This is a genomic window from Streptomyces sp. S6 (assembly GCF_054880855.1).
Map to the genome: position 1 here is coordinate 1 of NZ_JBTYMC010000044.1, position 23883 is coordinate 23883.

Sequence of the window (23883 nt, forward strand, 5' to 3'; positions counted from 1 at the left end):
GCCCCACGGCACACCGAGCTCATCGACGGTGCGTTGATCTTCGTCAAGTCACCGCAGCGGTCCTGGCACTCCAAGGTCATGCGCAGGCTGACCTCTGCTCTGGAACAGACGATGTCGTGCGCGCCCTTGCCGTCGCCGTCGCGGCTCGGCCCGTTCACGTACCGCCCCGAGCCCGACTTCCCGCCCTCCGGCTCCGCGCCCCCCGCCCGCCCGGCCGACGGCGACGGCTTCACCCCGGCACCCGCACCGTCGTCCCCCACGCTCATGCAGCCCGAGGCGGCGGCGACGGCCAGCAGCGAGGCGGCCAGCCGGACGGAAACGGAACAGGAGCGCACGGGAGCCTCCGGGTGTGGGGAAGGAAGTCACCCTCCCCAACTCCCGCCGCCCACAAGAGGACACGCGTCAGCCGTACCCCAGCGCGTGCAACCGCTCGTCGTCGATCCCGAAGTGGTGCGCGATCTCGTGGACGACCGTCACCTCGGTCTCCGCGACGACCTCCTCACGCGTGGCGCACATCCGCAGCGTCGGCCCCCGGTAGATCGTGATCCGGTCGGGCAGGACGCCCGCGTACCACTCGCCCCGGTCGGTGAGCGGGGTCCCCTCGTAGAGACCGAGCAACTCCGGGTCGTCGGCGGGTGGTTCGTCCTCGACGAACACCGCCACGTTGTCCATGAGCCGCGTCAGCTCCGGGGGGATCCGGTCGAGCGACTCGGCGACCAGCTCCTCGAACTCCTCGCGCGTCATCTCCAGCACACCCCCATTCTCCGGCACGACACATATCCGCACACGCCCCCGGGCATACGGCCCCAATGTCCCGGTTCCAGGAGTCCCCGCACCACTGGCGAGCCGCCCTCGGCATGATCACCGTCGTCCTCGCGGGCGCCTGGCTGGGCCTGCTGACCGTCGGCGACGTCCGCACGCCGGTGGGTCCGATGGAGACGACGATGACGCTGCGGCCGTCCCTCACCGGCGGCACGAAGATCAACGTGTCCCCGCTCGGCGCGCTCTCCCTCGCCACCCACACCGCTCCCGTCCGCCTCGACGTCAACGTCGACCAGCTCGACCCCGCCCGCTCCCAGGCCCTCGTCGACCACCCCGAGCGCCTGTCCGGGCTCCAGGACGAGGTCGCCCGGGACGTCTCCCACGGCACCCTCGACCTCGCGGTCCGCTCCTGCGCGGCGGTCGTCGTGGGGGCGACGGCACTGGGCCTCGCGGTCTACCGCCGCCCACGCAGAGCCCTGCTGGCCGGCGGCCTCGCCCTCGCCCTGCTGACCGCCTCCGGCGCCACCGCCGTCGCCACCTGGAACCCCGACTCCGTCCTCGAACCCCGCTACTCCGGCCTCCTGGCCTCCGCCCCCTCCCTCGTCGGCGACGCGCGCGGCATCGTCACCGACTTCGACGTCTACCAGCGGGAACTGGCCCGCCTGGTGACGAACGTGACCAAGCTGTACGACGCCACCTCCACCCTCCCCGCCTACCAGCCCGACCCCACGACCGTCCGCGTCCTGCACGTCTCCGACATCCACCTCAACCCGGCGAGCTGGAAGATCGTCGCGTCCCTGGTGGAGCAGTACGACGTGGACGTCATCGTCGACTCCGGCGACACGACGGACCACGGGTCGGCCGCCGAGAACGTCTTCCTGGACCCGGTCCCCGAGCTGGGAGCGCCGTACGTCTGGGTGCGCGGCAACCACGACTCCCAGGTCACCCAGCGCTACATGTCCGGCCTGCGCGGGGTCCACGTCCTCGACGACGGCCGCTCCGTCACCCTCGCCGGGCTGCGCTTCACCGGCATCGGCGACCCCGAGTTCACGCCGGACCGGACGGCGGCCCAGGTGAAGGGCGTCCAGGAGGCGGCCGGGCGGCGGCTCGCGGGGGCGCTGCGGCTGGGGCCGCCGGCGGACGTCGCCGTCGTCCACGAACCGTCCGCCGCACGCGAGGCCGACGGGGCCGTCCCGCTCGTCCTCGCCGGCCACCTCCACCACCGCAAGACGGAGCTGATGAAGCACGGCACCCGCCTGAAGGTCGAGGGCTCGACCGGCGGGGGCGGCCTCCGCGCCCTCGAAGGGAAGTCCCCCGCCCCCGTCGAGGCGTCCGTCCTCTACTTCGACCGAGGCACCCGCCGCCTCCAGGCCTGGGACGAGATCCGCCTCGGCGGCCTGGGCGAGACGACCGCCGAGGTCAGCCGCCACCTCGCCACCGAGAACAAGGCCCCGGCAAGCCCGTCCCCCTCCCCCTCGTAATCCGTTTTGGCGATCCCTCCCGGCATCCCCTATGCTTCAGACGTCCCCGACGCGCTGACAAAGCGCCCAGGCGGGCCGATAGCCCTCATCGTCTAGCGGCCTAGGACGCCGCCCTTTCAAGGCGGTAGCACGGGTTCGAATCCCGTTGGGGGCACGCAACACCCTGTGCGACACTGTTCGCACAAAGCAAGGTCCTGTGGAGCAGTTTGGAGTGCTCGCCACCCTGTCAAGGTGGAGGCCGCGGGTTCAAATCCCGTCAGGACCGCTGGAGTTAGCCCTCGGGCTCAACTCCTCGGCTGGGTAGCTCAGTTGGTACGAGCGACCGCCTGAAAAGCGGTAGGTCGCCGGTTCGACCCCGGCCCCAGCCACAACACACACCCCCACCGGGCAACCGGTGGGGGTGTTGTTGTACCCGCTACCGCTCTCCACCCCGTCAAGGCGGAGGCCGCGCCCGCGGCGGAGCCGCAATCAGACACAGCAAATCCCGTCAGGACCGCTGGAGTCAGCCCTCGGGCTCAACTCCTCGGCTGGGTAGCTCAGTTGGTACGAGCGACCGCCTGAAAAGCGGTAGGTCACCTCGCCAGGCGGCCTGAGGACCGAACGGCGACTTCTGCCCCGTACGCTATTCCGTACGTTATCCTGTACGCCATGAAGACGATGAGTGTCACCGAACTGCGGGCCGGCATCGCCGATGCCCTCGACGCGGTCGAGAACGACGCCGAGGAACTCGTCATCACCCGTGCCGGTCATGAACCGATGGTCATCGTCTCGCTCGCCGAGTACGAGGCGCTGAAGGAGACCGACTACCTGCTGCGGTCGCCCGCGATGGCCGAGCGTCTGCGCAGGTCCGTCGAGCAGGACCGGGCGGGCGGGGGCACGGTCCGCGAGTTGGCGGACCCCGACGGCGGGGCCGGGCAGGGCGCCACGTGAAGGTTCTCTTCCTCGACGACGGCTGGGCCGACTACCTGTGGTGGCAGGCGAACGATCGCAAGCTGCTGAAAAGAATCAACCAGCTGATCGCCGACATCGACAGGAACGGCCACGAGGGCATCGGTAAACCCGAACCGCTGCGGAACGATCTATCCGGATACTGGTCACGCCGCATCGACTCGGAGCACCGGCTGGTCTACCGCATCGACGAAGACGACATCATCCATATCCTGGCCTGCCGCTTCCACTACACACGCCTTTGACAGAAAGCCCTCCCCGAAGCCACTCCCCCCACCCCGGGCAAAAGGGTTCGCCAGGAATTTCGCGAGGATGAGATCCTGGGTCGCGTATGTCTACGCAGCCTGCCCCCGCCCTCGGGAACCTCGCTTCCCGCCTCACCGAGCTGTCGTTGCGCGATGCGCACCGGCTCGGTCGCAGGCTTGAGGGTGCGCGGAAGATTCGGAAGCCGGAAGCCCGGACCGCGGTGCTCACCGAGATCGCGGCGGAGGTGGAGAAACGCGCCGGCGACATGGCCGCCAGAACGGCACGCGTCCCCGCCGTCTCGTACCCCGAGCAGCTCCCCGTCAGCCAGAAGAAGGACGACATCGCGGCGGCCATCCGCGACCACCAGGTCGTCATCGTCGCCGGTGAGACGGGGTCGGGGAAGACCACGCAGATCCCCAAGATCTGCCTGGAGCTGGGCCGTGGCGTGAGAGGCATGATCGGCCACACCCAGCCCCGCCGCATCGCCGCCAGAACCGTCGCCGAGCGGGTCGCCGAGGAGCTGAAGACCCCCCTCGGTGAGGCCGTCGGCTGGAAGGTCCGCTTCACCGACCAGGTCGACCCGGAGGCCACCTTCGTCAAGCTCATGACGGACGGCATCCTCCTCGCGGAGATCCAGACGGACCGCGAGCTGCGCGCCTACGACACGATCATCATCGACGAGGCCCACGAGCGCTCCCTCAACATCGACTTCCTCCTCGGCTACCTCGCCCAGCTCCTCCCCAAGCGCCCCGACCTCAAGGTCGTCATCACCTCCGCGACGATCGACCCGGAACGCTTCTCCCGCCACTTCGGCGACGCCCCGATCATCGAGGTCAGCGGCCGGACGTACCCGGTGGAGGTCCGCTACCGCCCGCTCCTGGAGGACGACTCCGACGACGCCGACCGCGACCAGATCACGGCGATCTGCGACGCGGTCGAGGAGCTGCAAGGGGAGGGACCGGGAGACATCCTGGTCTTCCTCTCCGGCGAGCGGGAGATCCGGGACACCGCCGACGCGCTGGAGAAGAAGAAGTACAGGTTCACAGAGGTCCTCCCCCTGTACGCCCGCCTCTCGCACGCCGAACAGCACCGCGTCTTCCAGCAGCACACCGGCCGCCGGATCGTCCTCGCGACCAACGTCGCCGAGACCTCCCTCACCGTCCCCGGCATCAAGTACGTCATCGACCCCGGCTTCGCCCGCATCAGCCGCTACAGCCACCGCACGAAGGTCCAGCGCCTCCCCATCGAGGCGGTCAGCCAGGCCAGCGCCAACCAGCGCAAGGGCCGCTGCGGCCGTACCTCGGACGGCGTCTGCATCCGCCTCTACTCCGAGGACGACTTCCTCACCCGCCCGGAGTTCACGGACGCGGAGATCCTGCGGACGAACCTCGCGTCGGTCATCCTCCAGATGACGGCCGCCGGCCTCGGCGACATCGAGAAGTTCCCGTTCATCGACCCGCCGGACCACCGCAACATCCGCGACGGCGTCCAACTCCTCCAGGAGCTGAACGCGCTGGACCCGGCGGAGAAGGACCCGCGCAAACGGCTCACGCAGATGGGCCGGAAACTGGCCCAGCTCCCGGTCGACCCCCGCCTCGCCCGCATGGTCCTGGAGGCCGACAAGAACGGCTGTGCCCGCGAGGTCATGGTGATAGCCGCCGCGCTCTCCATCCAGGACCCGCGCGAACGCCCCTCCGACAAACAGGCCCAGGCCGACCAGCAGCACGCCCGCTTCAAGGACGAGACCAGCGACTTCCTGGCCTACCTGAACCTGTGGCGGTACGTGCGGGAGCAGCAGCGCGAGCGCGGCTCGTCGTCGTTCCGCCGGATGTGCAAGCAGGAGTACCTGAACTTCCTGCGCATCCGGGAGTGGCAGGACATCTACACCCAACTGCGCACGGTCGCCAAGCAGATGGGCATCCACCTCAACGAGCAGGACGCCGACGCCGACCGCATCCACGTCTCCCTCCTCGCCGGTCTCCTCTCCCATGTGGGGATGAAGGACGTGAAGGAGAGCAAGGACGCGACGTCGAACCCGCGCAAGGAAGGCGGGCGGAACGAGTATCTCGGCGCCCGCAGCGCCAAGTTCGCGATCTTCCCGGGTTCCGCGCTCTTCAAGAAGCCCCCGCGTTTCGTGATGTCCGCCGAACTGGTGGAGACCTCCCGCCTCTGGGCCCGCGTCAACGCCCGCATCGAACCCGAGTGGGTCGAGCCCCTCGCCGAGCACCTCCTGAAGCGGACCTACTCCGAACCGCACTGGGAGAAGGACCTCGCCGCGGTGATGGCCTACGAGAAGGTCACGCTGTACGGCGTCCTCCTCGTCGCCCAGCGCAAGGTCAACTACGGCCGGATCGACGCCGAGGTGAGCCGCGAGCTGTTCATCCGCAACGCGCTGGTGGAGGGCGACTGGCGCACGCACCACAAATTCTTCGCGGACAACCGCAAACTCCTCAGCGAAGTAGAGGAGTTGGAGCACCGCGCCCGGCGCCGGGACATCGTCGTCGACGACGACACCCTCTTCGACTTCTACGACGCCCGGGTGCCCGAACACGTCGTCTCCGGCGCCCACTTCGACTCCTGGTGGAAGCACAAGCGGCACGAGCAGCCGGAGTTCCTCGACTTCGAGCGCGAGATGCTCATCCGGGAGTCCGCCGAGGCGGTCACCAAGGCGGACTATCCCGACAGTTGGCGCCAGGGTCAGCTCAAGTTCCGTGTGACGTACCAGTTCGAGCCCGGCGCGGACGCGGACGGCGTGACCGTCCACATCCCCCTCCAGGTCCTCAACCAGGTCACGGACGACGGCTTCGACTGGCAGATCCCGGGCCTGCGCGAGGAGTTGGTGACCGAGCTGATCCGCTCCCTCCCCAAGCCGATCCGCCGCAACTACGTCCCGGCACCGAACTTCGCGACACGCTTCCTGGACGCGGCGGTGCCTCTCCAGGAACCCCTGACGACCGCCATGGCGCGGGAGTTGAAGCGGATGGTCGGAGTCCCCTTCGACGCGGACGACTTCGACTGGTCGCGTATCCCGGAGCATCTGCGGATCACGTTCCGGATCGTCGACGAGCGGCGCCGGAAACTGGCCGAGGACAAGGACCTTGAGGCGCTGCGCCTCCAGCTGAAGCCGAAGGCCCGGCAGGCCCTGTCCAAGGTCGCCGCGCACGCCGCCGAGCGGGAGGGCGGGGAGTCCCTGGAGCGCAAGGGGCTCACGGACTGGACGATCGGTTCGCTGACCCGGGTGTTCGAGACGCGGCGCGGTGGACAGCCGGTCAAGGCGTATCCGGCGCTCGTGGACGACGGGGACACGGTCTCCGTACGGCTCTTCGACACGGAGGCCGAGCAGCAGCAGGCGATGTGGACGGGGACGCGGCGGCTGATCCTGCGCAACATTCCGGTCAACCCCGCAAAGTTCGCTTCCGAGAAGCTGACCAACGCGCAGAAGCTGGCGTTGTCGGCGAATCCGCACGGTTCGATCCAGGCGCTGTTCGACGACTGCGCGATGGCCGCCGCCGACAAGCTGATCCGGGACTTCGGGGGCCCTGCCTGGGACGAGTCCTCGTACCGGAAGCTGTACGACAAGGTCCGCGCGGAGATCGTCGACACGACCGTCCGGACCGTCGGGGCCGTCCAGCAGGTCCTCGCCGCCTGGCAGGCCGCCGAGCGGCGCCTCAAGGCCGTCAGCAGCCCCGCGCTGCTGGCGAACCTGCGGGACGTACGGGCGCAGTTGGACGCGTTGGTGCGGCCCGGTTTCGTAACGGCGGCAGGCATTCGCCGACTACCGGACCTGATGCGCTACCTGGTGGCCGTGGACCGCCGTCTCCAGCAGATGCCGACCAACGTCCAGCGGGACACCACCCGCATGGAGAAGGTCCACGAGATGCAGGACGAGTACGCCTGGCTCCTGGAGCAGCTCCCCCAGGGCCGCCCCGTCCCCACCTCGGTCCTGGACATCCGCTGGATGATCGAGGAACTCCGAGTCAGCTACTTCGCCCACGCGCTGGGCACGGCCCACCCCATCTCCGACAAGCGGATCGTGAAGGCAATCGACACCGAAGCCCCGTAACTCCACGCTCACGGAGGGTGAGTTCGACCTGACCACTCACCCTCCTGTACAGTCCTTCTCGCAGCCCAGGGAAGCCAACCCCAAAGCCGCAAACGCAAGGTCCTGTGGAGCAGTTTGGAGTGCTCGCCACCCTGTCAAGGTGGAGGCCGCGGGTTCAAATCCCGTCAGGACCGCACTACGCAAGAGGCCCGCATCCATTCAGGATGACGGGCCTCCTTCGCATCCGCCTGCCACCCTGCCGGGCGGCGTCCCGCTAAGCGGTGTAGCCGATCAAGTACGCGGAACGCGCAGGTCATCGCGCACATCGACGTGGCTCGGCGGCGCCTTTGGTGCTGACGGCAGGTCAGCCGCACGCGAGGCGGAGGCCGAGCCCGCGGCGGAGCCGCAATCAGACACAGCAAATCCCGTCAGGACCGCATCACGCGAGAGGCCCGCATCCGCTCAGGATGACGGGCCTGCTTCGTGTTTGCCTCAAGCCCTCCTGGCTACCCGTCAGAACCAGAGGCCCCTCAAGGCCGCTGGGGGCGCTGGTGGCGCCCCGGGGCGGCCGGAACCTCACAGCCGGCCTCGCGGCCCCTCACACCCCCCTCCAAGCGATCTTCCTCGCCCCCCGAAGTCGAGGTGGCTAGCGGCGCCTTCGCGGGTAGGTATAGCAGAGAGAGGGAAGTCCCTTACGGGAGTGGGGGGTTGGGGGCAAGGGTGTGAGGGTGTGATGGGTGTCACGTGGTTTGTTTGAGGGAGGAGGGTTCTTACCAGCCTCCTACAAGGGGTCAATTTAATATGTGCAATTGCACCACTCCGGGAGAGTCGTCACGGGTGATCCGACAGAGACGATCAGAGGGCGACAAGGTCGCTCACAGGAGCACCCCGTAAGCACTTGCACGCACACAAAAAAGATCGCGCTGGACCCGGCGGAGTCCAGCGCGATCGACGACACACCCGAGATGGGTCAGGGGCCTGTTGGGGCAGGGCCCGTGTCAGATGAAGCTGTGGTGCGGCAATGCGGTCGAGCGGTGAATCGTGTGAGCATCACGGCTGATGGGGGAACCGCCGAAATGCCCGGTCAGTCGGCTTTCAGGCTTCGCTGCGCTGCTGCGGAATCCCCGCAAGCAGTGCGCGAACCTCGGCCTCGCGATAGCGACGGTGCCCGCCGAGCGTACGGATGGACGTGAGCTTCCCGGCCTTCGCCCACCGCGTGACCGTCTTGGGGTCGACACGGAACATGGTGGCGACCTCAGCCGGGGTCAGCAGCGGCTCAGCATCAGGGGTGCGAGCGGTCATGAGCGGCCTCCTCGGGAGAACCGAACCTTCTCGGTTCTTTCCTCTAAATTCTGCACCTTGACCCGCGTTGCCCGAAATGGGCGGACGCGAGTCGAGTCGGTTATAGGACGAACGGCTTGTCCTCGGCACTACAACTACACCATCTGTCCAGCCGCGTCGGCCAAACCGATGGAATTGCCCTCCCAGGTAGTCATCAGCCGCGGAAGCCGATGGACCATGCCATAGCGGACAGTCACACCACTGTGACGATCAGTCACAGCGGCGATCAGGAGTCACAAGACCCCCCAAAGCATGTAATGCTGAGACAGAGCCTCCCCCGGGCTCCTTGTCCTATTTTGGCACGAGGAACGGCGAGGGACGCAAGAGTCAGTTACGTGCGGTCTGTCACGCTTGACACAAAAGCCCGGATCGGGACCAACGTCCCGTCAGTTTCCGAACCTCAGGACGAAGTACGGCAGACCGTACGCTGTTCGACAACGTTCGAGCCGTGACCTGCGTCACACTTGATGACGGATCAGTTACTTGTGACGTCCCGTTGACCAACCGCTCAGTTCGCGGAGCGCAGGTCCCGGACCGCCCGCCACCGCTCGACCAGCCGCCCGTACGCCTCCCCGGCCGCCTCGCCGTCCTCGCGCCGCAACGCCTCGATCCCCTCGGCGACGTCCGCCGCGGAGTGGTCGATCTCCAGCTCGCCGGCGGGCAGCACATGCACGAGCCCGCCGTAGTCGAGTTCGACGAGCGAGCGGGGGTGGAACTCCTCCAGCCAGCGCCCGACGTCCACGAGCCCGTCGAGCATCGGCCCTTCGTCGATCGCGGCCCTGAGCGCCTTCAGCCCCCGCGCGACCCGCCGCCTGGCCTGCACCATCGGTGTCCGGTAGCGCAGGGTGGGCCGCTCGTCGGCGGTGCCCTTGTCGAAGCGCCGCTCCTCGTCCGCGACGAGCACGAACCAGTTCAGCGGGATCTGCCAGGTCGCCGTCCGGATCCAGGGGCGGGCGTCCGGGTTCCGCTCCCTCCAGCGGTCGTAGTCCTGGGCCGCCTGCCGCCGTACGACCTCGGGGAGCACCGCGTCGAGGACCGGCGGCGGCAGCATCTCGCCCAGCTCACCGAGCGCCTGCCAGCCGCGCAGCCGGGTCCGCCAGGGGCACACGCACAGCACGCCGTTCGCCTCGATCACGAACGCGTCGGTGCTCTCGTGCACCGGCACCGCGACCGGCGGCGTGGGCAGCAGGTCGGCGAGCGAACGGCGCAGTTCGTCCTGGTACGACGGCCTGCGCGGACGCCGGGCGTAGTTCGCCCAGTGCGCGCGCTCCGGCTCGGGGAAGGCGGCCAGGGGCTCGTACACGCGCAGATAGGCCGCGTACGGGACGGTCACCGAGGACACCTTGGGCACCCCTCCTCCCTCCCCACCCGGCCGGTCGGAAAACCTGCCCGACCGATCACGGACGAACCCGAAAGCCGCGCAAATCGTCGCACGTGCGTACACCTCTCGTGGGTGATCCCTCACACAGCGCATCCGGTGTCCGAAAAGGCCCTACGCTCGTGCCACAGGCCCCGCCACCTGTATGGGGCTTGAGCCCCAACCGCCGCTAGTTACTTGGGAGTCACTACCGTGACCGACGTATCCGACGGCGTCCTGCACACCCTGTTCCACTCCGATCAGGGTGGTCATGAGCAAGTCGTGCTCTGCCAGGACCGCAAGTCCGGCCTGAAGGCCGTCATCGCCCTGCACTCCACCGCTCTCGGCCCCGGTCTCGGGGGGACGCGGTTCTACCCGTACGCCTCCGAGGAGGCGGCCGTCGCCGACGCGCTGAACCTCGCGCGCGGGATGTCGTACAAGAACGCCATGGCCGGGCTCGACCACGGCGGCGGCAAGGCCGTGATCATCGGGGACCCGCTGCGCGACAAGAGCGAGGAACTCCTCCTCGCCTACGGCCGGTTCGTGGCCTCGCTGGGCGGCCGGTACGTCACCGCGTGCGACGTCGGCACGTACGTCGCCGACATGGACGTCGTCGCCCGCGAGTGCCGCTGGACGACCGGACGCTCCCCGGAGAACGGCGGCGCCGGCGACTCCTCGATCCTCACCGCGTTCGGCGTCTACCAGGGCATGCGCGCCAGCGCCGAGCACCTCTGGGGCGACCCCACCCTCGCCGGCCGCCGGATCGGCATCGCCGGGGTCGGCAAGGTCGGCCACCACCTCGTCGGCCACCTGCTGGCGGAGGGCGCCGAGGTCGTCGTCACCGATGTGCGGGACGACGCCGTCCGCCGCGTCCTCGATCTGCACCCGCAGGTCCGGGCCGTCGACGACACCGACGCGCTGATCCGCGTCGAGGGGCTCGACGTGTACGCGCCGTGTGCGCTGGGCGGTGCGCTGGACGACGAGAGCGTGCCGGTGCTGACCGCGTCCGTGGTGTGCGGCGCCGCCAACAACCAGCTCGCCCACCCCGGCGTCGAGAAGGACCTCGCCGACCGGGGGATCCTCTACGCGCCGGACTACGTCGTGAACGCGGGCGGGGTCATCCAGGTCGCCGACGAGCTGCACGGGTTCGACTTCGAGCGGTGCAAGGCGAAGGCGGCCGGCATCTACGACACGACGTTGGCGATATTCGCACGTGCGAAGTCGGATGGGATTCCGCCGGCCGCCGCGGCCGACCGGATCGCCGAGCAGCGGATGCACGAGGGGGCTCTCGCGCGGGGCTGGTGACCGGTCGCCGGACCGTGCTCGCGGTACCGCCGGGAGGAAAGTTGGAGAGAACTCTCACTCTTCCCGGCGGGTCGGCCGCCAATAAGTGGTTAAAATCGCCACTGACCAGCCATGACGGCATGTCTCACCGATGCCGGGCGCACGCGCCCGCCACGGGCGACGTACCGTATGGGTGTGGGCTCAGGTACCGTGGGAGCCCTACGGACGGCCTCTCCACGGAGAGTCCGTTCTGGATCATGAACGCGTGTCAAGACTCTGGGGCCGTCGAGCCCCGTCATTGAGGGGGTCGAGCCATGGGGCGCGGCCGGGCCAAGGCCAAGCAAGCGAAGGTCGCCCGCCAGCTGAAGTACAACAGCGGCGGGACGGATCTCTCACGCCTGGCCAATGAGCTGGGCGCATCGCCATCGACTGTTCCGCCGAACGCTGAGCCGTTCGAGGACGACGACGATGATGATGGGCAGGATGACCCGTACGCACGGTACGCCGAGCTGTACGGGGACGATGAGGACGACGATGAGTCGCCCTCATCCCAAAACCAACATCGTCGCGGGGCATAACCCCCGACGGTTTGGCCGCACCCGACCCGGTCCGGGGATCATCGGACCGGGTTTTGTGCTGCCCTCCGAAGGCCGCCTCTCTGAGGCGGGGTGGGCTGATCAGGCGTAGTCGCCCACCAGCTCCGCGCCCGTCTCGTGGCTTCCACGCGCCTCGATCTCCCCCGCGACCCACGCGTCCACCCCGCGGTCCGCCAAGGTCGTCAGGGCCACGTCAGTGGCTTCCTCGGGGACGATGGCGATCATGCCGACGCCCATGTTGAGGGTCTTCTCCAGTTCGAGGCGTGCCACCTGGCCCGTCTTGCCGACGAGGTCGAAGATCGGGGCCGGGGTCCAGGTCGAGCGGTCGACCACGGCGTGGAGGGTGTCGGGGATCACCCGGGCGAGGTTGGCCGCGAGGCCGCCGCCGGTGATGTGCGAGTAGGCGTGGACGTCCGCCGTGCGGGTGAGCGCGAGGCAGTCCAGGGAGTAGATCTTGGTGGGCTCCAGGAGTTCGGCGCCCAGCGTGCGGCCGAGCTCCGCGATCTCGGCGTCCAGGGAGAGCTTCGCCTGGTCCAGGAGGACGTGGCGGACCAGGGAGTACCCGTTGGAGTGCAGGCCGGACGCGGCCATCGCGATGACCGTGTCGCCCTCGCGGATGCGCTCCGCGCCGAGGAGGCGGTCGGCCTCCACCACGCCGGTGCCCGCGCCGGCGACGTCGAAGTCGTCCGGGCCGAGGAGACCGGGGTGCTCGGCCGTCTCGCCGCCGATCAGGGCGCAGCCGGCCAGGACGCAGCCTTCGGCGATGCCCTTGACGATCGCGGCGACACGCTCGGGGTGGACCTTGCCGACGCAGATGTAGTCGGTCATGAAGAGGGGTTCGGCGCCGCACACCACGATGTCGTCCATGACCATGGCGACCAGGTCGTGGCCGATCGTGTCGTAGACGCCGAGGCGGCGGGCGATGTCGACCTTCGTGCCGACGCCGTCCGTGGCGGAGGCGAGGAGGGGACGGTCGTACCCCTTGAGGGCGGAGGCGTCGAAGAGGCCGGCGAAGCCGCCGAGGCCACCGAGGACCTCGGGGCGCTGCGTCTTCTTCACCCACTCCTTCATGAGTTCTACGGCGCGGTCGCCCGCCTCGATGTCGACGCCGGCGGAGGCGTAGCTGGCACCGGTGGTCTCAGACATGACTGTGACTTTCGTTTCGTCCTGCGGAGGCTTACGGGCGACGGATCGCGTCCACGGCGGCCGGCGCCGCCGTGCCTGCCGCCAGCTCGGTCTCCAGGAGCTGCTTGCCGAGCAGCTCGGGGTCCGGCAGCTCCATCGGGTACTCGCCGTCGAAGCAGGCGCGGCAGAGGTTCGGCTTGGCGATGGTCGTCGCCTCGATCATGCCGTCGATGGAGATGTACGCCAGGGAGTCGGCGCCGAGGCTCGTGCCGATCTCGTCGACGGTCATGCCGTTGGCGATGAGTTCGGCGCGGGTCGCGAAGTCGATGCCGAAGAAGCAGGGCCACTTCACCGGCGGGGAGGAGATCCGGATGTGGACCTCGGCGGCGCCCGCCTCCCGGAGCATGCGGACCAGGGCGCGCTGGGTGTTGCCGCGGACGATCGAGTCGTCGACGACGACCAGGCGCTTGCCCTTGATGACGTCCTTGAGCGGGTTCAGCTTGAGGCGGATGCCGAGCTGCCGGATGGTCTGCGAGGGCTGGATGAAGGTCCGGCCGACGTAGGCGTTCTTGACGAGGCCGTTGCCGAAGGGGATGCCGGACGCCTCGGCGTACCCGATCGCGGCGGGGGTGCCGGACTCCGGGGTCGCTATGACGAGGTCGGCTTCGGCGGGGGCTTCCTTGGCCAGCAGACGGCCCATCTGGACGCGGGAGGCGTAGACGTTCCGGCCGGCGATGTCGGTGTCGGGGCGCGCGAGGTACACGTACTCGAAGACACAGCCCTTGGGCTTCGCATCCGCGAATCGCGAGGTGCGCAGACCGTTCTCGTCGATCGCGATGAACTCGCCGGGTTCGATCTCGCGGACGAAGCTGGCGCCCGTGATGTCGAGGGCGGCGGTCTCCGAGGCGACGACCCAGCCGCGCTCCAGGCGGCCGAGGACCAGCGGGCGGATGCCCTGCGGGTCGCGGGCCGCGTACAGCGTGTGCTGGTCCATGAAGACGAGGCTGAAGGCGCCGCGGACCTTCGGGAGGACCGCGTGGGCGGCCTCCTCGATGGTCAGGGGTTCGCCCTCGTCGTCCGTCTGGGCGGCCAGCAGGGCCGTCAGCAGGTCGGTGTCGTTGGTGGCGGCGACGCGGGGGGTCCGGCCGCCCTCCTTCTTGGGGAGGTCGGCGACCATCTCCGCGAGCTGCGCGGTGTTGACGAGGTTGCCGTTGTGGCCGAGCGCGATCGAGCCGTGCGCGGTGGCACGGAACGTCGGCTGGGCGTTCTCCCAGGTGGAGGCCCCGGTGGTCGAGTAGCGGGCGTGACCGACCGCGATATGACCCTGGAGGGAGCCGAGGGAGGTCTCGTCGAAGACCTGGGAGACGAGCCCCATGTCCTTGAAGACGAGGATCTGGGAGCCGTTGCTGACCGCGATTCCCGCGGATTCCTGGCCCCGATGCTGGAGGGCGTACAGCCCGAAGTAAGTGAGTTTGGCGACCTCTTCGCCGGGAGCCCAGACTCCGAAGACGCCGCAGGCGTCCTGGGGGCCCTTCTCACCGGGGAGCAGATCATGACTGAGTCGACCGTCACCACGTGGCACGGCTCCGAGTGTAGGCGAGATCGACCACTGGTCCGAATTGGGGATACCGGCCGGTAGTCGGCCGTTCAAGCGTTTCCCCTGGTCAGCGCGGTGCGGGTGGGGTCAGGGGGTGCTGTTTGCCGTACTGGTGAGTGAGGTGTCGCACATCATTCGGGACTTCGTGGCCTACGACATCAAAGGGAGGTAGGGGGTGAGGTCGGCGCGTTCGCCGCTGGCGGTGAGCTGGGCTCGGTCTCTGGCCTCTGCCCAGCTCAGACGGCCTGTCGCCAGCCTGATCCAGGTGAGCGGGTCGGTCTCGACGACGTTCGGCGGGGTGCCCCGCGTGTGCCTCGGACCTTCCACGCACTGCACGACGGCATAGGGCGGGATCCGCACCTCCGTCGACCCGCCGGGGGCCTTCTGGGCGAGGGCGTCGGCGAGGAGCCGGGTGGCGGCGGCGAGGGCCTGGCGGTCGTGGGGGACGGCGGCTTCCGGGAGGGCCGCGTTCAGGTCGTCCGTGTGCACGGCCAGTTCGACCGTGCGGGTCACCAGGTAGTCGGCGAGGGGGAGGGCTCCCACGTTCGTCCGCAGGAGGCGGGTGCCGGGGTGCTCGTCGAGCCGGTCGGCGAGGGCGCGGGCGATGGCGTCCAGGTCCGTGGGGGTCTCGGCCAGCTTGCGGGTGAACTCGTCGATCGCCGTCGCACCGGCCGCCGTCGCGAACGGCCAGTCCAGGAGGGTGGCGTCCTGCTTCGGGGGTTCCGGGAGGGCGAGGGCTCGGTCGATCGCGGTGACCGCCATGCCGATGTGCGCGATCAGCTCGCGGACGGTCCAGTCGCCGAGGCGGGTGGGGCGGGCGAGCTGGGGTTCGGTGAGGGTGCGTGCGGCCTGGTCCAGGTGGGCGAGCTGGGCCAGGACCGCTGCTCGGGTCTTGGCGGGGTCGTAGGTGCGGGGGCGCTTCTTGGCCGGGGGCATGGGCCGGAGCCTATGCCTTGACCGCGTAGCCGCTCAGGCCCTTTTCGATCAGTGCGAACGCGTGCCGGGCGCGGGTCGCGGCGTCTCGCGTGATCTCCTCCACGGTCTCGCCGGCGTCGATGCGGCGGTGGTGCTCCTCGATCAGGGCGTTGCGGGTCGCGGTGAGGGTGGCGGCGGCGATGAGGGCGAGGGTGGGGTCGCCGGTCTCCTCGGTGAGGAGGTCGGCGAGCTGCCGGGCGCCGCGTTCGGACGTCAGGTACGCGCGTTCCCTCAGGGCCGGGGTTTCGAGGATCACCGCGCGGATGCGGCGGACGAAGGGTGCGTCCTGGAGGCCGACCCCCGGGTCGCGCGCCTCGACCAGCTCCAGGAACTGCCTGCGGACGGCCGCTGCGGCGGACTCGCCCGACGGGCGCTCGCGGACGGCCTTCGCCGCGTCGAAGAAATGGTCCTGCATCGGCAGGAAGACCAGGTCCTCCTTGGTGCCGAAGTAGTTGAAGACGGTCATCTTGGACACCTCGGAGGCGTCCGCGACCTCCTGCACGGACACCGCGTCGAACCCCTTCTCCGCGAACAGCGCGACCGCCGTCCGGTGGATCCGGATCAGCGTCTGCCGCTTCTTGCGCTCGCGGAGCCCCTCGGTCTCGGCCATGCGGTCACCTTACCGGTGCCCTTACCCGGGCGAAATTTGATCCCAGATTAAAGATTGACCCGGTCCATATTCCTCGGGCAGGGTGTTCCCCATGACCGAGACTCAACGCAAGGTCGGCCTGTTCGTCTGCCTCGTCACGATCGTCCTCGCCGTCCTCGACTCCCAGATCGTGTCCGCCGCGACCGTCCCGATCGTCCGCGATCTGGACCCCGCGCACGGAGTGGCCGGCGTCGGATGGCTGATCAGCGCCTTCGCCCTCGCCTCCGCGGCCGTGCTGCCGCTGTACGGGAAGCTGTGCGACGCGTACGGGGCGCGGCGGGTGTTCCTGGGGGCCGTCGGGACGTTCTTGGTGGGGTCCGCGTTGTGCGGGGCGGCTCAGTCCCTCGGGCAGTTGGTGGGGGCTCGGGCTGTGCAGGGGGTGGGGGCCGGGGGGTTGATGAGCGTGACGATGGTGGTGATCGCGCAGCTCAAGGGGGTCGGGGGCGGGACGGCGGACGGCGAGAGGGCCGGTGGCGCCGGGGCCGCCGGGGTCGTCTCCGGGGGCGGGATGGCGCTCGGTCCCTGGGTCGGGGGGCTGCTCGCCGATCACGCGAGCTGGCGGTGGATCTTCTACGTGAACCTGCCGCTCGGGGTGGCGGTGCTGGCCGCCGGGTGGTGGGCGCTGCGGTTGCCCGGCGTCGCGCACCCACGTCGCATCGACTACCCCGGGGCGCTGCTCGCGGCCGTGTTCACTTCCGCGCTGCTCCTCGTCGCCGACTGGGGCGGGAAGCGGTACGGCTGGGGGTCCTGGGAGATCGCCGGACTCGTGGTGGTGTCGGCTGTGGCGCTGGGGTTGTTCGTACGGCGCCAGCGGGTTGCCGACGAGCCGGTCCTTCCCCTGACCATGTTCCGGGTGCCCGCCTTGCGGTGGGGGTTCGTGTTCCAGGTGCTGATGGGGGCCGGGCTGGTCTGCGCGCTGTACTACGTCATGGTGTATCTCCAGGTCGTCCGGGGTGTGAGCAGTTCGTCCGCCGGGCTGTACCTGCTTCCCATGGCCGCCGGGATGACCCTGGCGGGGATGGTGGCGGACCGACTCGCCCTCCCTGAACGGACGTTCGTGATCACCGGCTCCGCGGTGACCGCCCTGGCGTTCCTGTCCCTGTCGGCCCTCGGCCCTCACACGCCCCTGTGGCGGCTCCGCCTCGGGCTCTTCCTCATGGGCGTCGGCTTCGGCCAACTCCTCGGGCAGACCATCCAGTTGATCCAGCGAGCGGCTCCCGCCGGGCAACTCGGGGTCGCCACGACCTCGTTGCGGTTCTTCCAGACGCTGGGGACGGCTTGGGGGGCTGCGGGGTTCGGGGCGGTGCTGCGGGGTGCCGGGGGTGGGGTGGAGGGGGTGTTCTTGTGCGGGGCGGGGGTGATGGGGGTGTGCGTGGTGGTCGGAGTGCTGTTTCCTCGGGGGGTCGAGGGTGAGGTGGGAGTTGCTCCCACCTCACCCTGACGAGGGCATTCCGATCAGGCGGAGGCGTCTCCGGCGAAGACCTCGTCCGCCGAGGTGGCGGTGATGGCTCGGTCGAACCAGCGGTCCAGGGTGGAGAGGTCGGTGCAGGAGGTGATGAGGTCGCGGTCGGAGTCAGAGACGGTTACGCCCCGGCGGTCCAGGATGCGCAGAATGTCTTCCGCCCGGCCTACTGCACGGCCTTCCTCACGACCTTTCTCACGCCCCTCCTCACGGATGCCCTCCGACAGAGGGGAGACGAAGAATGAGGTGTCGATGGCCACGAGTTCCCTCCAGAGTTCGGCGTACGGACCCTTCCCCAGGCCCTGAGCGGTGAGTTCGACGAAGTGTTCTGCCGCGGACTCGTCCCGTTCCTGAAGATCCCGGAGAGCCAGCACCAGTGCTTCCAGTATGGCCCGGATCTCGGGATCGCGGTGGTGCAGAATCGCGGACAGAACGGTCATCGGAATGTCGCGGGCCGCCTGCTCCTGGGTCGTGAAGACCGGGACGTTGTCCGGCCCCAGGACGATGGGGTGCAGGGTGAGCGCGGTCCACTCCTTCAGGCCGATGTGGATGGGCCCGGCGGCCCACTCCGCGGTGGCGCGGTCTTCGCAGACGACCACCAGGACCGGCGGGATCTTGTACTTGGAGTAGAGGTAGCTGAGGTAGTAGGCCCAGCTGGCCGTCTTGTCCTCGTCCTTCTTGCGCTGGGCCTCCACCACGAGGAGATAGCTCTCGCTGTCGGCGGTGTAGATGCGCAGCAGGCTGTCCACCCGCCGCTCCAGCGGATGGTTCTCCGTGAGGTCGGTCGGCATCTCCTTGCTTGTCACGACGTCGGCGAACGGAATCCCGTTCGCCCTGGCCACGCGGACGAAGACACCGGGATCCTGCTGGATGATCCGGTGCATTGCCTCATGCGGTGAACTGACCACGGTGCCCTTCAACGGTTACTCACTGTGAACGCCGCGATCGTAGGACCGAGTTCCCACCCCATATCCGCCAATCGGGTGACGACCACCCTTTCGAGTGAGGATCACCAGTGCTGAAAGGTCACTTCAGGGTTGGCCGAGCTGGGCCCGTCCAGGAGGGGCTGGGGGACGTGGCGGAGGTGGAGGTCGAAGAAGGCGGCGAGGTAGGAGCGGGTGATGACGCCGGAGCGGGGGCCGGGGAGGGGGAACTCGGGGTCGGTCAGGGAGAGTTGGGCGGCCAGGACGGGGAGGTCGGTGAAGGCGAAGTGGCCGGCGTCGGTGACGGTCAGCCAGCGCTTCCAGCCGTCGAGGCGGGACCAGGCGAGGTCCCAGGTCTCGTTGCCGGGGTGGTGGGTGGAGGCGGTGCCGAGCATCAGGAAGGGACGGGCACCCAGGCCCGTCGGCGGAACCGGGGTGAAGAAGCCGCCGTCCAGGTTCGCACCGGCGCGGAAGCGGGGGTCGGCGGCCATGGCGGGGACCGCCGTCGCGCCGCCGACGGAGTGCCCGGCGACGCCGATGCGCCGAGGGTCGATCAGCGCGGCGTAAGGGGAGGTGCGCGCCGTCAGTTCGTCCGTCACGAACGACAGGTCCCGGGCCCGCCCCTCCGTCACCGCGGCCATCCCCGTCTCCTTGGCCCTCTCGCACGCCACGCACGGCAGGAGCCGTCCGCCGGGGAAGGTGGTGGCGACGGACTCGTAGGCGTGGTCGACCGCCGCGACGACGTACCCGCGACTCACGAGCTCCTCCGAGAGGAGAGTGAGGGTCGTGCGCGGCATGGTGAACCCCGGCGAGAGCAGGACCAGCGGGAAGCGGCCCCGCGCCGGGTGGGCGTTCTCGCGGGTGTTGGTCCGCGTGGCGCTGACCGACTCCGCCGGGACGACACCGTCGTACCCCCGGTCCTTCAGGAGCCGTTCCGCTTCCGCCGTGCTCATGTACGCGGCCGGGGTCCCGGTGCCGGGCCGTGCCGGGTAGTACAGGGACACCATCAGCTCTCGCGCGCCGGCCTCCGGCACCCAGGGGTCCCGGCGGCCGGCGTCGACCAGGTGCAGGGTGTTGCGGCCCACTGCGAACTGCCCTGTGGGGTGCGGTAGTTCGAGCTGGACGGGGGCGGCCTGTGCCGGGGATGTGGTCAACACCGTCGCGGTTAAGGCGAGGAGGAGCAGGACGGCGCGGAGAAAGGGTGTGGATCTTGGCATGGGGGGACAGTAGGGGGAATTAAGCAGGGGCCGGAATGGGGATAGCCGGAGGGTTCGGGGTGCGGTTACCCCGACAATGGGCCCTGAGGGGAGGCCAGTTGATGGGAGAGAGTGGGCAACAAGAGGTCTGGCGTGAGTGTTTGGCCTTGGGGCGGCGGCTGTTGCCGTTGATGGACGAGGAGAGGTGGCGGCGGGACAGCAGGTGGGAGAAGTTCCAGGGGATGGGGGCCGAGCGGGGGGATTTCCCGTTCGGCGTTTTCGCCGGGATCGTCTTTCACGCCCTGGTGAAGGACGCTGTCGCCGAGGGGAGTCCGGCGTCCGTCGAGACGCTCGACGCCATTTCGCTGCGGGACGTGGCGGAGGCGGTCAGGGACAGGCCCGACCACGAGTTGCTCGTGGGATCGCCGACCGTCTTCGCGGACGACGAGGAGGAGACGGCCGTGCTGGCGATCCGGTGGTGCGTGTACGCCAGATCGCGTCAATTCCTGGTGCTGCGGGGGTACTTGGATCACGCGCTGCACACGATCACCGGGCGCGTCTCGACCCCCGCCCCCACCTGCGGAACCCTGCGCGACACACGACAAGGTCCCGCCCCCCGATAGAGGGACGGGACCTTCGCGCGAGGAGAGTTACGCCAGCAGCGCCGGAATCGTCCCCTCGTGCGCCTCGCGGAGTTCCGCCAGCGGCAGCGTGAACTCGCCCTGGAGTTCCACCTCTTGGCCGTCGACGACACCGATCCGGGTCACCGGGAGCCCCCGCGCACCGCACATGTCGTTGAAGCGGACCTCCTCGGAGCGCGGGACGGCCACCACGGCACGCCCGGCGGACTCGGAGAACAGGAACGTGAACGCGTCCAGCCCGTCCGGGACGACGAGACGGGCGCCGAGCCCGCTCAGCAGGGCCGACTCGACGACCGCCTGGATGAGACCGCCGTCCGAGAGGTCGTGGGCGGAGTCGATCATGCCGTCGCGGGACGCCGAGATGAGGATCTCGGCGAGGAGGCGCTCGCGCTCCAGGTCGACCTTGGGCGGCAGCCCGCCCAGGTGGTCGTGGACGACCTGGCTCCACGCCGACCCGCTGAACTCCTCACGGGTGTCGCCGAGGAGGTAGAGGAGCTGGCCCTCTTCCTGGAAGGCGACCGGCGTGCGGCGGGCCACGTCGTCGATGACGCCCAGGACCGCGACGACCGGCGTCGGGTGGATCGCCGCCTCGCCCGTCTGGTTGTACAGGGAGACGTTGCCGCCGGTGACCGGCGTGCCCAACTGCTGGCAGGCGTCGGCCAGTCCACGCACCGCCTCGGCGAACTGCCACATGACAGCGGGGTCTTCGGGGGAACCGAAGTTCAGGCAGTCCGACACCGCGAGCGGCTTCGCACCGGTCGTCGCGACGTTGCGGTACGCCTCCGCCAGCGCCAACTGGGCGCCCGTGTACGGGTCCAGCTTCGCGAAGCGGCCGTTGCCGTCCGTGGCGATCGCGACGCCGAGGCCGGTCTCCTCGTCGATGCGGATCATCCCGGAGTCCTCGGGCTGGGCGAGCACCGTGTTGCCCTGCACGAAGTGGTCGTACTGGGAGGTGATCCAGCTCTTGGACGCCTGGTTGGGGGAGGCGACCAACTGCACTACCTGCGCGCGCAGTTCAGCGGAGTCGGCCGGACGTGCCAGCTTCTCCGCGCCGTCCGCCTGGAGGGCGTCCTGCCAGGAGGGGCGGGCGTAGGGGCGCTCGTACACGGGGCCGTCGTGCGCGACCGTCCGCGGGTCGACGTCCACGATCTTGCCGCCGTGCCAGAAGATCTCCAGCCGGTCGCCGTCCGTCACCTCGCCGATGACCGTCGCGATGACGTCCCACTTGTCGCAGATCGCGAGGAAGCGGTCCACTTTCTCCGGCTCGACGACCGCGCACATGCGTTCCTGCGACTCGCTCATGAGGATTTCCTCGGGCGAGAGCGTGGAGTCGCGCAGCGGGACGTCGTCGAGGGTGACGCGCATGCCGCCGGAGCCGTTGGACGCCAACTCGCTTGTCGCGCAGGAGAGTCCGGCAGCTCCCAGGTCCTGGATGCCGACGACCAGCTTCTCGGCGAAGGCTTCGAGCGTGCACTCGATGAGCAGCTTCTCCTGGAAGGGGTCACCGACCTGGACGGCGGGGCGCTTGGAGGGCTTCGCGTCGTCGAAGGTCTCGGAGGCGAGGATCGACGCGCCGCCGATGCCGTCGCCGCCGGTGCGGGCCCCGTACAGGATGACCTTGTTGCCCGCGCCGGACGCCTTCGCGAGGTGGATGTCCTCGTGCCGCATGACACCGATGGCACCGGCGTTGACCAGCGGGTTCCCCTGGTAGCAGGCGTCGAAGACGACCTCGCCGCCGATGTTCGGCAGGCCCAGGCAGTTGCCGTAGCCGCCGATGCCGGCGACGACACCGGGGAGGACGCGCTTGGTGTCGGGGTGGTCCGCCGCGCCGAACCGCAGGGGGTCGACGACGGCCACCGGCCGCGCGCCCATCGCGATGATGTCGCGGACGATCCCGCCGACACCGGTCGCCGCACCCTGGTAAGGCTCCACGTAGGAAGGGTGGTTGTGCGACTCGACCTTGAACGTCACGGCGTAGCCCTGGCCGACGTCCACGACACCGGCGTTCTCGCCGATGCCGACGAGGAGGGCGTCGGAGTGGGGGGCCTTCTCGCCGAACTGGCGGAGGTGGACCTTGGAGGACTTGTACGAGCAGTGCTCGGACCACATGACGGAGTACATGGCGAGTTCGGCGCCGGTCGGGCGGCGGCCGAGGATCTCGACGACGCGCTCGTACTCGTCCTTCTTCAGGCCGAGTTCGGCCCAGGGCAGCTCGACGTCGGGGGTCGCGGCCGCGTTCTCGACCGTGTCCAGAGGCGTGCGGCTCATGCGTTGACCAGCTTCTTGAGGATCGAGGTGAAGAAGGGGAGGCCGTCGGTGCGGCCACTGCCGACGAGCGGCTCGACCGCGTGCTCGGGGTGCGGCATGAGGCCGACGACGTTCCCGGCCTCGTTGGTCACGCCCGCGATGTCGCGCAGCGAGCCGTTGGGGTTCAGGTCGAGGTACCGGAACACGACCCGGCCCTCCGCCTCCAGCTTGTCGAGCGTGTACTCGTCCGCGACGTACCGGCCGTCCATGTTCTTCAGCGGGATGTGGATCTCCTGGCCCGCCTCGTAGTCGGCCGTCCACGCGGTGCCCGCGTTCTCCACCTTCAGCTTCTGGTCGCGGCAGATGAAGTGGAGGTGGTTGTTGCCGAGCATCGCGCCGGGCAGCAGGTGGGCCTCGGTGAGGATCTGGAAGCCGTTGCAGATACCGAGGACCGGCATACCGGCCTTGGCCTGCTCGATGACCGTCTCCATCACGGGGGAGAAACGGGAGATCGCGCCGGCGCGGAGATAGTCGCCGTAGGAGAAACCGCCGGGAAGGACGACGGCGTCGACCTGGTGGAGATCCTTGTCCTTGTGCCAGAGAGCGACCGGTTCGGCGCCGGCGAGGCGGATCGCGCGCTGGGTGTCACGGTCGTCGAGACTCCCCGGGAAAGTGACGACGCCAATACGAGCGGTCACTTGGCCGCCTCCGCGACTTCTTCGACCTTGACCGTGAAGTCCTCGATCACGGTGTTGGCGAGGAAGGATTCGGCGAGGTCGTGGATGCGGGCGAGGGCGGCCTCGTCCACAGGTCCGTCAACTTCCAGTTCGAATCGCTTTCCCTGGCGGACATCGGAGATGCCGTCGAAACCCAGACGCGGCAGTGCGCGCTGCACCGCCTGGCCCTGGGGGTCGAGGATCTCCGGCTTGAGCATGACGTCGACTACGACGCGTGCCACGGGCACTCCCGGTGGTGTGGTGCTTGGGTTCCTGCGGCTGTTCCAGCAGGTGT

The 23883-nt window shown here is 69.2% G+C and carries 20 protein-coding genes, 4 tRNA genes and 1 pseudogene; 12 read left to right on the top strand and 13 right to left on the bottom strand.

The annotated features are described in order from the left end of the window. Window positions 1-335: pseudogene (locus ACVNF4_RS09035) on the bottom strand (hypothetical protein); the annotation flags it as partial. Between the two features lie 67 nt (window positions 336-402). Beyond that, complete coding sequence (locus ACVNF4_RS09040) at window positions 403-753, bottom strand: metallopeptidase family protein (RefSeq protein ID WP_355881431.1); 351 nt, start codon at window positions 751-753, stop codon at window positions 403-405. 56 nt (window positions 754-809) lie between these two features. Here ACVNF4_RS09040 and ACVNF4_RS09045 point away from each other — a divergent pair, with 56 nt between their 5' ends. From ACVNF4_RS09045 to ACVNF4_RS09080, 8 genes are all read left to right on the top strand, one after another. Then, entirely contained in the window at window positions 810-2243 is a 1434-nt protein-coding gene (locus ACVNF4_RS09045) for a metallophosphoesterase family protein (RefSeq protein WP_461802182.1), read from the top strand. Between the two features lie 81 nt (window positions 2244-2324). Further along, window positions 2325-2397, top strand: a tRNA-Glu gene (locus tag ACVNF4_RS09050). 36 nt (window positions 2398-2433) lie between these two features. Continuing rightward, window positions 2434-2508 (top strand) — tRNA-Asp (locus ACVNF4_RS09055). Between the two features lie 29 nt (window positions 2509-2537). Next, a tRNA-Phe gene (locus ACVNF4_RS09060) sits at window positions 2538-2611 on the top strand. Window positions 2612-2891: 280 nt separating this feature from the next. Next, window positions 2892-3173, top strand: a complete 282-nt coding sequence (locus ACVNF4_RS09065) for a type II toxin-antitoxin system Phd/YefM family antitoxin (RefSeq protein ID WP_461802183.1) — start codon at window positions 2892-2894, stop codon at window positions 3171-3173. Then, window positions 3170-3436: a Txe/YoeB family addiction module toxin gene (locus tag ACVNF4_RS09070; RefSeq protein WP_461802184.1), complete on the top strand. Its 267-nt coding sequence runs from the start codon at window positions 3170-3172 to the stop codon at window positions 3434-3436. The genes ACVNF4_RS09065 and ACVNF4_RS09070 overlap by 4 nt, the downstream gene beginning before the upstream one ends. A gap of 86 nt (window positions 3437-3522) precedes the next feature. Next, a complete protein-coding gene (gene hrpA, locus ACVNF4_RS09075; protein WP_461802185.1) occupies window positions 3523-7500 on the top strand; it encodes an ATP-dependent RNA helicase HrpA in 3978 nt (1325 codons plus the stop codon). 98 nt (window positions 7501-7598) lie between these two features. Then, window positions 7599-7673: transfer RNA gene (locus tag ACVNF4_RS09080), tRNA-Asp, on the top strand. A gap of 901 nt (window positions 7674-8574) precedes the next feature. On the opposite strand, the gene bldC is transcribed toward ACVNF4_RS09080, so the two are convergent. Next, entirely contained in the window at window positions 8575-8781 is a 207-nt protein-coding gene (gene bldC, locus ACVNF4_RS09085) for a developmental transcriptional regulator BldC (RefSeq protein ID WP_003949541.1), read from the bottom strand. Between the two features lie 547 nt (window positions 8782-9328). Then, window positions 9329-10171, bottom strand: a complete 843-nt coding sequence (locus tag ACVNF4_RS09090; RefSeq protein WP_461802186.1) for a hypothetical protein — start codon at window positions 10169-10171, stop codon at window positions 9329-9331. 219 nt (window positions 10172-10390) lie between these two features. Here ACVNF4_RS09090 and ACVNF4_RS09095 point away from each other — a divergent pair, with 219 nt between their 5' ends. Beyond that, entirely contained in the window at window positions 10391-11482 is a 1092-nt protein-coding gene (locus tag ACVNF4_RS09095; RefSeq protein WP_461802187.1) for a Leu/Phe/Val dehydrogenase, read from the top strand. Between the two features lie 293 nt (window positions 11483-11775). Further along, entirely contained in the window at window positions 11776-12039 is a 264-nt protein-coding gene (locus tag ACVNF4_RS09100; protein WP_461802188.1) for a DUF3073 domain-containing protein, read from the top strand. A 99-nt stretch (window positions 12040-12138) separates the two neighbouring features. On the opposite strand, the gene purM is transcribed toward ACVNF4_RS09100, so the two are convergent. From purM to ACVNF4_RS09120, 4 genes are all read right to left on the bottom strand, one after another. Beyond that, on the bottom strand, window positions 12139-13203 hold the full coding sequence (gene purM / locus ACVNF4_RS09105; RefSeq protein WP_461802189.1) for a phosphoribosylformylglycinamidine cyclo-ligase: 1065 nt from the start codon (window positions 13201-13203) through the stop codon (window positions 12139-12141). A 31-nt stretch (window positions 13204-13234) separates the two neighbouring features. Beyond that, window positions 13235-14764 (bottom strand): amidophosphoribosyltransferase, encoded by a 1530-nt coding sequence (purF, locus tag ACVNF4_RS09110; RefSeq protein ID WP_461802190.1) that lies wholly within the window; start codon window positions 14762-14764, stop codon window positions 13235-13237. Between the two features lie 165 nt (window positions 14765-14929). Continuing rightward, window positions 14930-15715 (bottom strand): maleylpyruvate isomerase family mycothiol-dependent enzyme, encoded by a 786-nt coding sequence (locus ACVNF4_RS09115; RefSeq protein WP_461802191.1) that lies wholly within the window; start codon window positions 15713-15715, stop codon window positions 14930-14932. A gap of 10 nt (window positions 15716-15725) precedes the next feature. Then, window positions 15726-16364 (bottom strand): TetR/AcrR family transcriptional regulator, encoded by a 639-nt coding sequence (locus ACVNF4_RS09120; RefSeq protein ID WP_461802192.1) that lies wholly within the window; start codon window positions 16362-16364, stop codon window positions 15726-15728. Window positions 16365-16455: 91 nt separating this feature from the next. Between ACVNF4_RS09120 and ACVNF4_RS09125 the strand changes: the two genes are divergently transcribed. Continuing rightward, entirely contained in the window at window positions 16456-17844 is a 1389-nt protein-coding gene (locus ACVNF4_RS09125) for an MFS transporter (protein WP_461802193.1), read from the top strand. A gap of 14 nt (window positions 17845-17858) precedes the next feature. On the opposite strand, the gene ACVNF4_RS09130 is transcribed toward ACVNF4_RS09125, so the two are convergent. Beyond that, window positions 17859-18749 (bottom strand): hypothetical protein, encoded by an 891-nt coding sequence (locus ACVNF4_RS09130; RefSeq protein WP_461802194.1) that lies wholly within the window; start codon window positions 18747-18749, stop codon window positions 17859-17861. Window positions 18750-18874: 125 nt separating this feature from the next. Further along, complete coding sequence (locus ACVNF4_RS09135; protein WP_461802195.1) at window positions 18875-20005, bottom strand: alpha/beta hydrolase family protein; 1131 nt, start codon at window positions 20003-20005, stop codon at window positions 18875-18877. Window positions 20006-20175: 170 nt separating this feature from the next. Here ACVNF4_RS09135 and ACVNF4_RS09140 point away from each other — a divergent pair, with 170 nt between their 5' ends. Then, on the top strand, window positions 20176-20607 hold the full coding sequence (locus ACVNF4_RS09140; RefSeq protein WP_461802196.1) for a hypothetical protein: 432 nt from the start codon (window positions 20176-20178) through the stop codon (window positions 20605-20607). Window positions 20608-20634: 27 nt separating this feature from the next. Here ACVNF4_RS09140 and purL read toward each other — a convergent pair whose 3' ends face one another. From purL to purS, 3 genes are read right to left on the bottom strand one after another with little or no spacing between them, the layout of a single operon-like run. Then, complete coding sequence (purL, locus tag ACVNF4_RS09145) at window positions 20635-22893, bottom strand: phosphoribosylformylglycinamidine synthase subunit PurL (protein WP_461802197.1); 2259 nt, start codon at window positions 22891-22893, stop codon at window positions 20635-20637. Next, window positions 22890-23570, bottom strand: coding sequence for a phosphoribosylformylglycinamidine synthase subunit PurQ (purQ, locus tag ACVNF4_RS09150; RefSeq protein ID WP_461802198.1), 681 nt, complete (start codon window positions 23568-23570; stop codon window positions 22890-22892). Before purQ ends, purL begins: the two co-directional genes overlap by 4 nt. Continuing rightward, window positions 23567-23830, bottom strand: coding sequence for a phosphoribosylformylglycinamidine synthase subunit PurS (purS, locus tag ACVNF4_RS09155; protein WP_007383088.1), 264 nt, complete (start codon window positions 23828-23830; stop codon window positions 23567-23569). The genes purQ and purS overlap by 4 nt, the downstream gene beginning before the upstream one ends. Window positions 23831-23883: the final 53 nt, after the last annotated feature.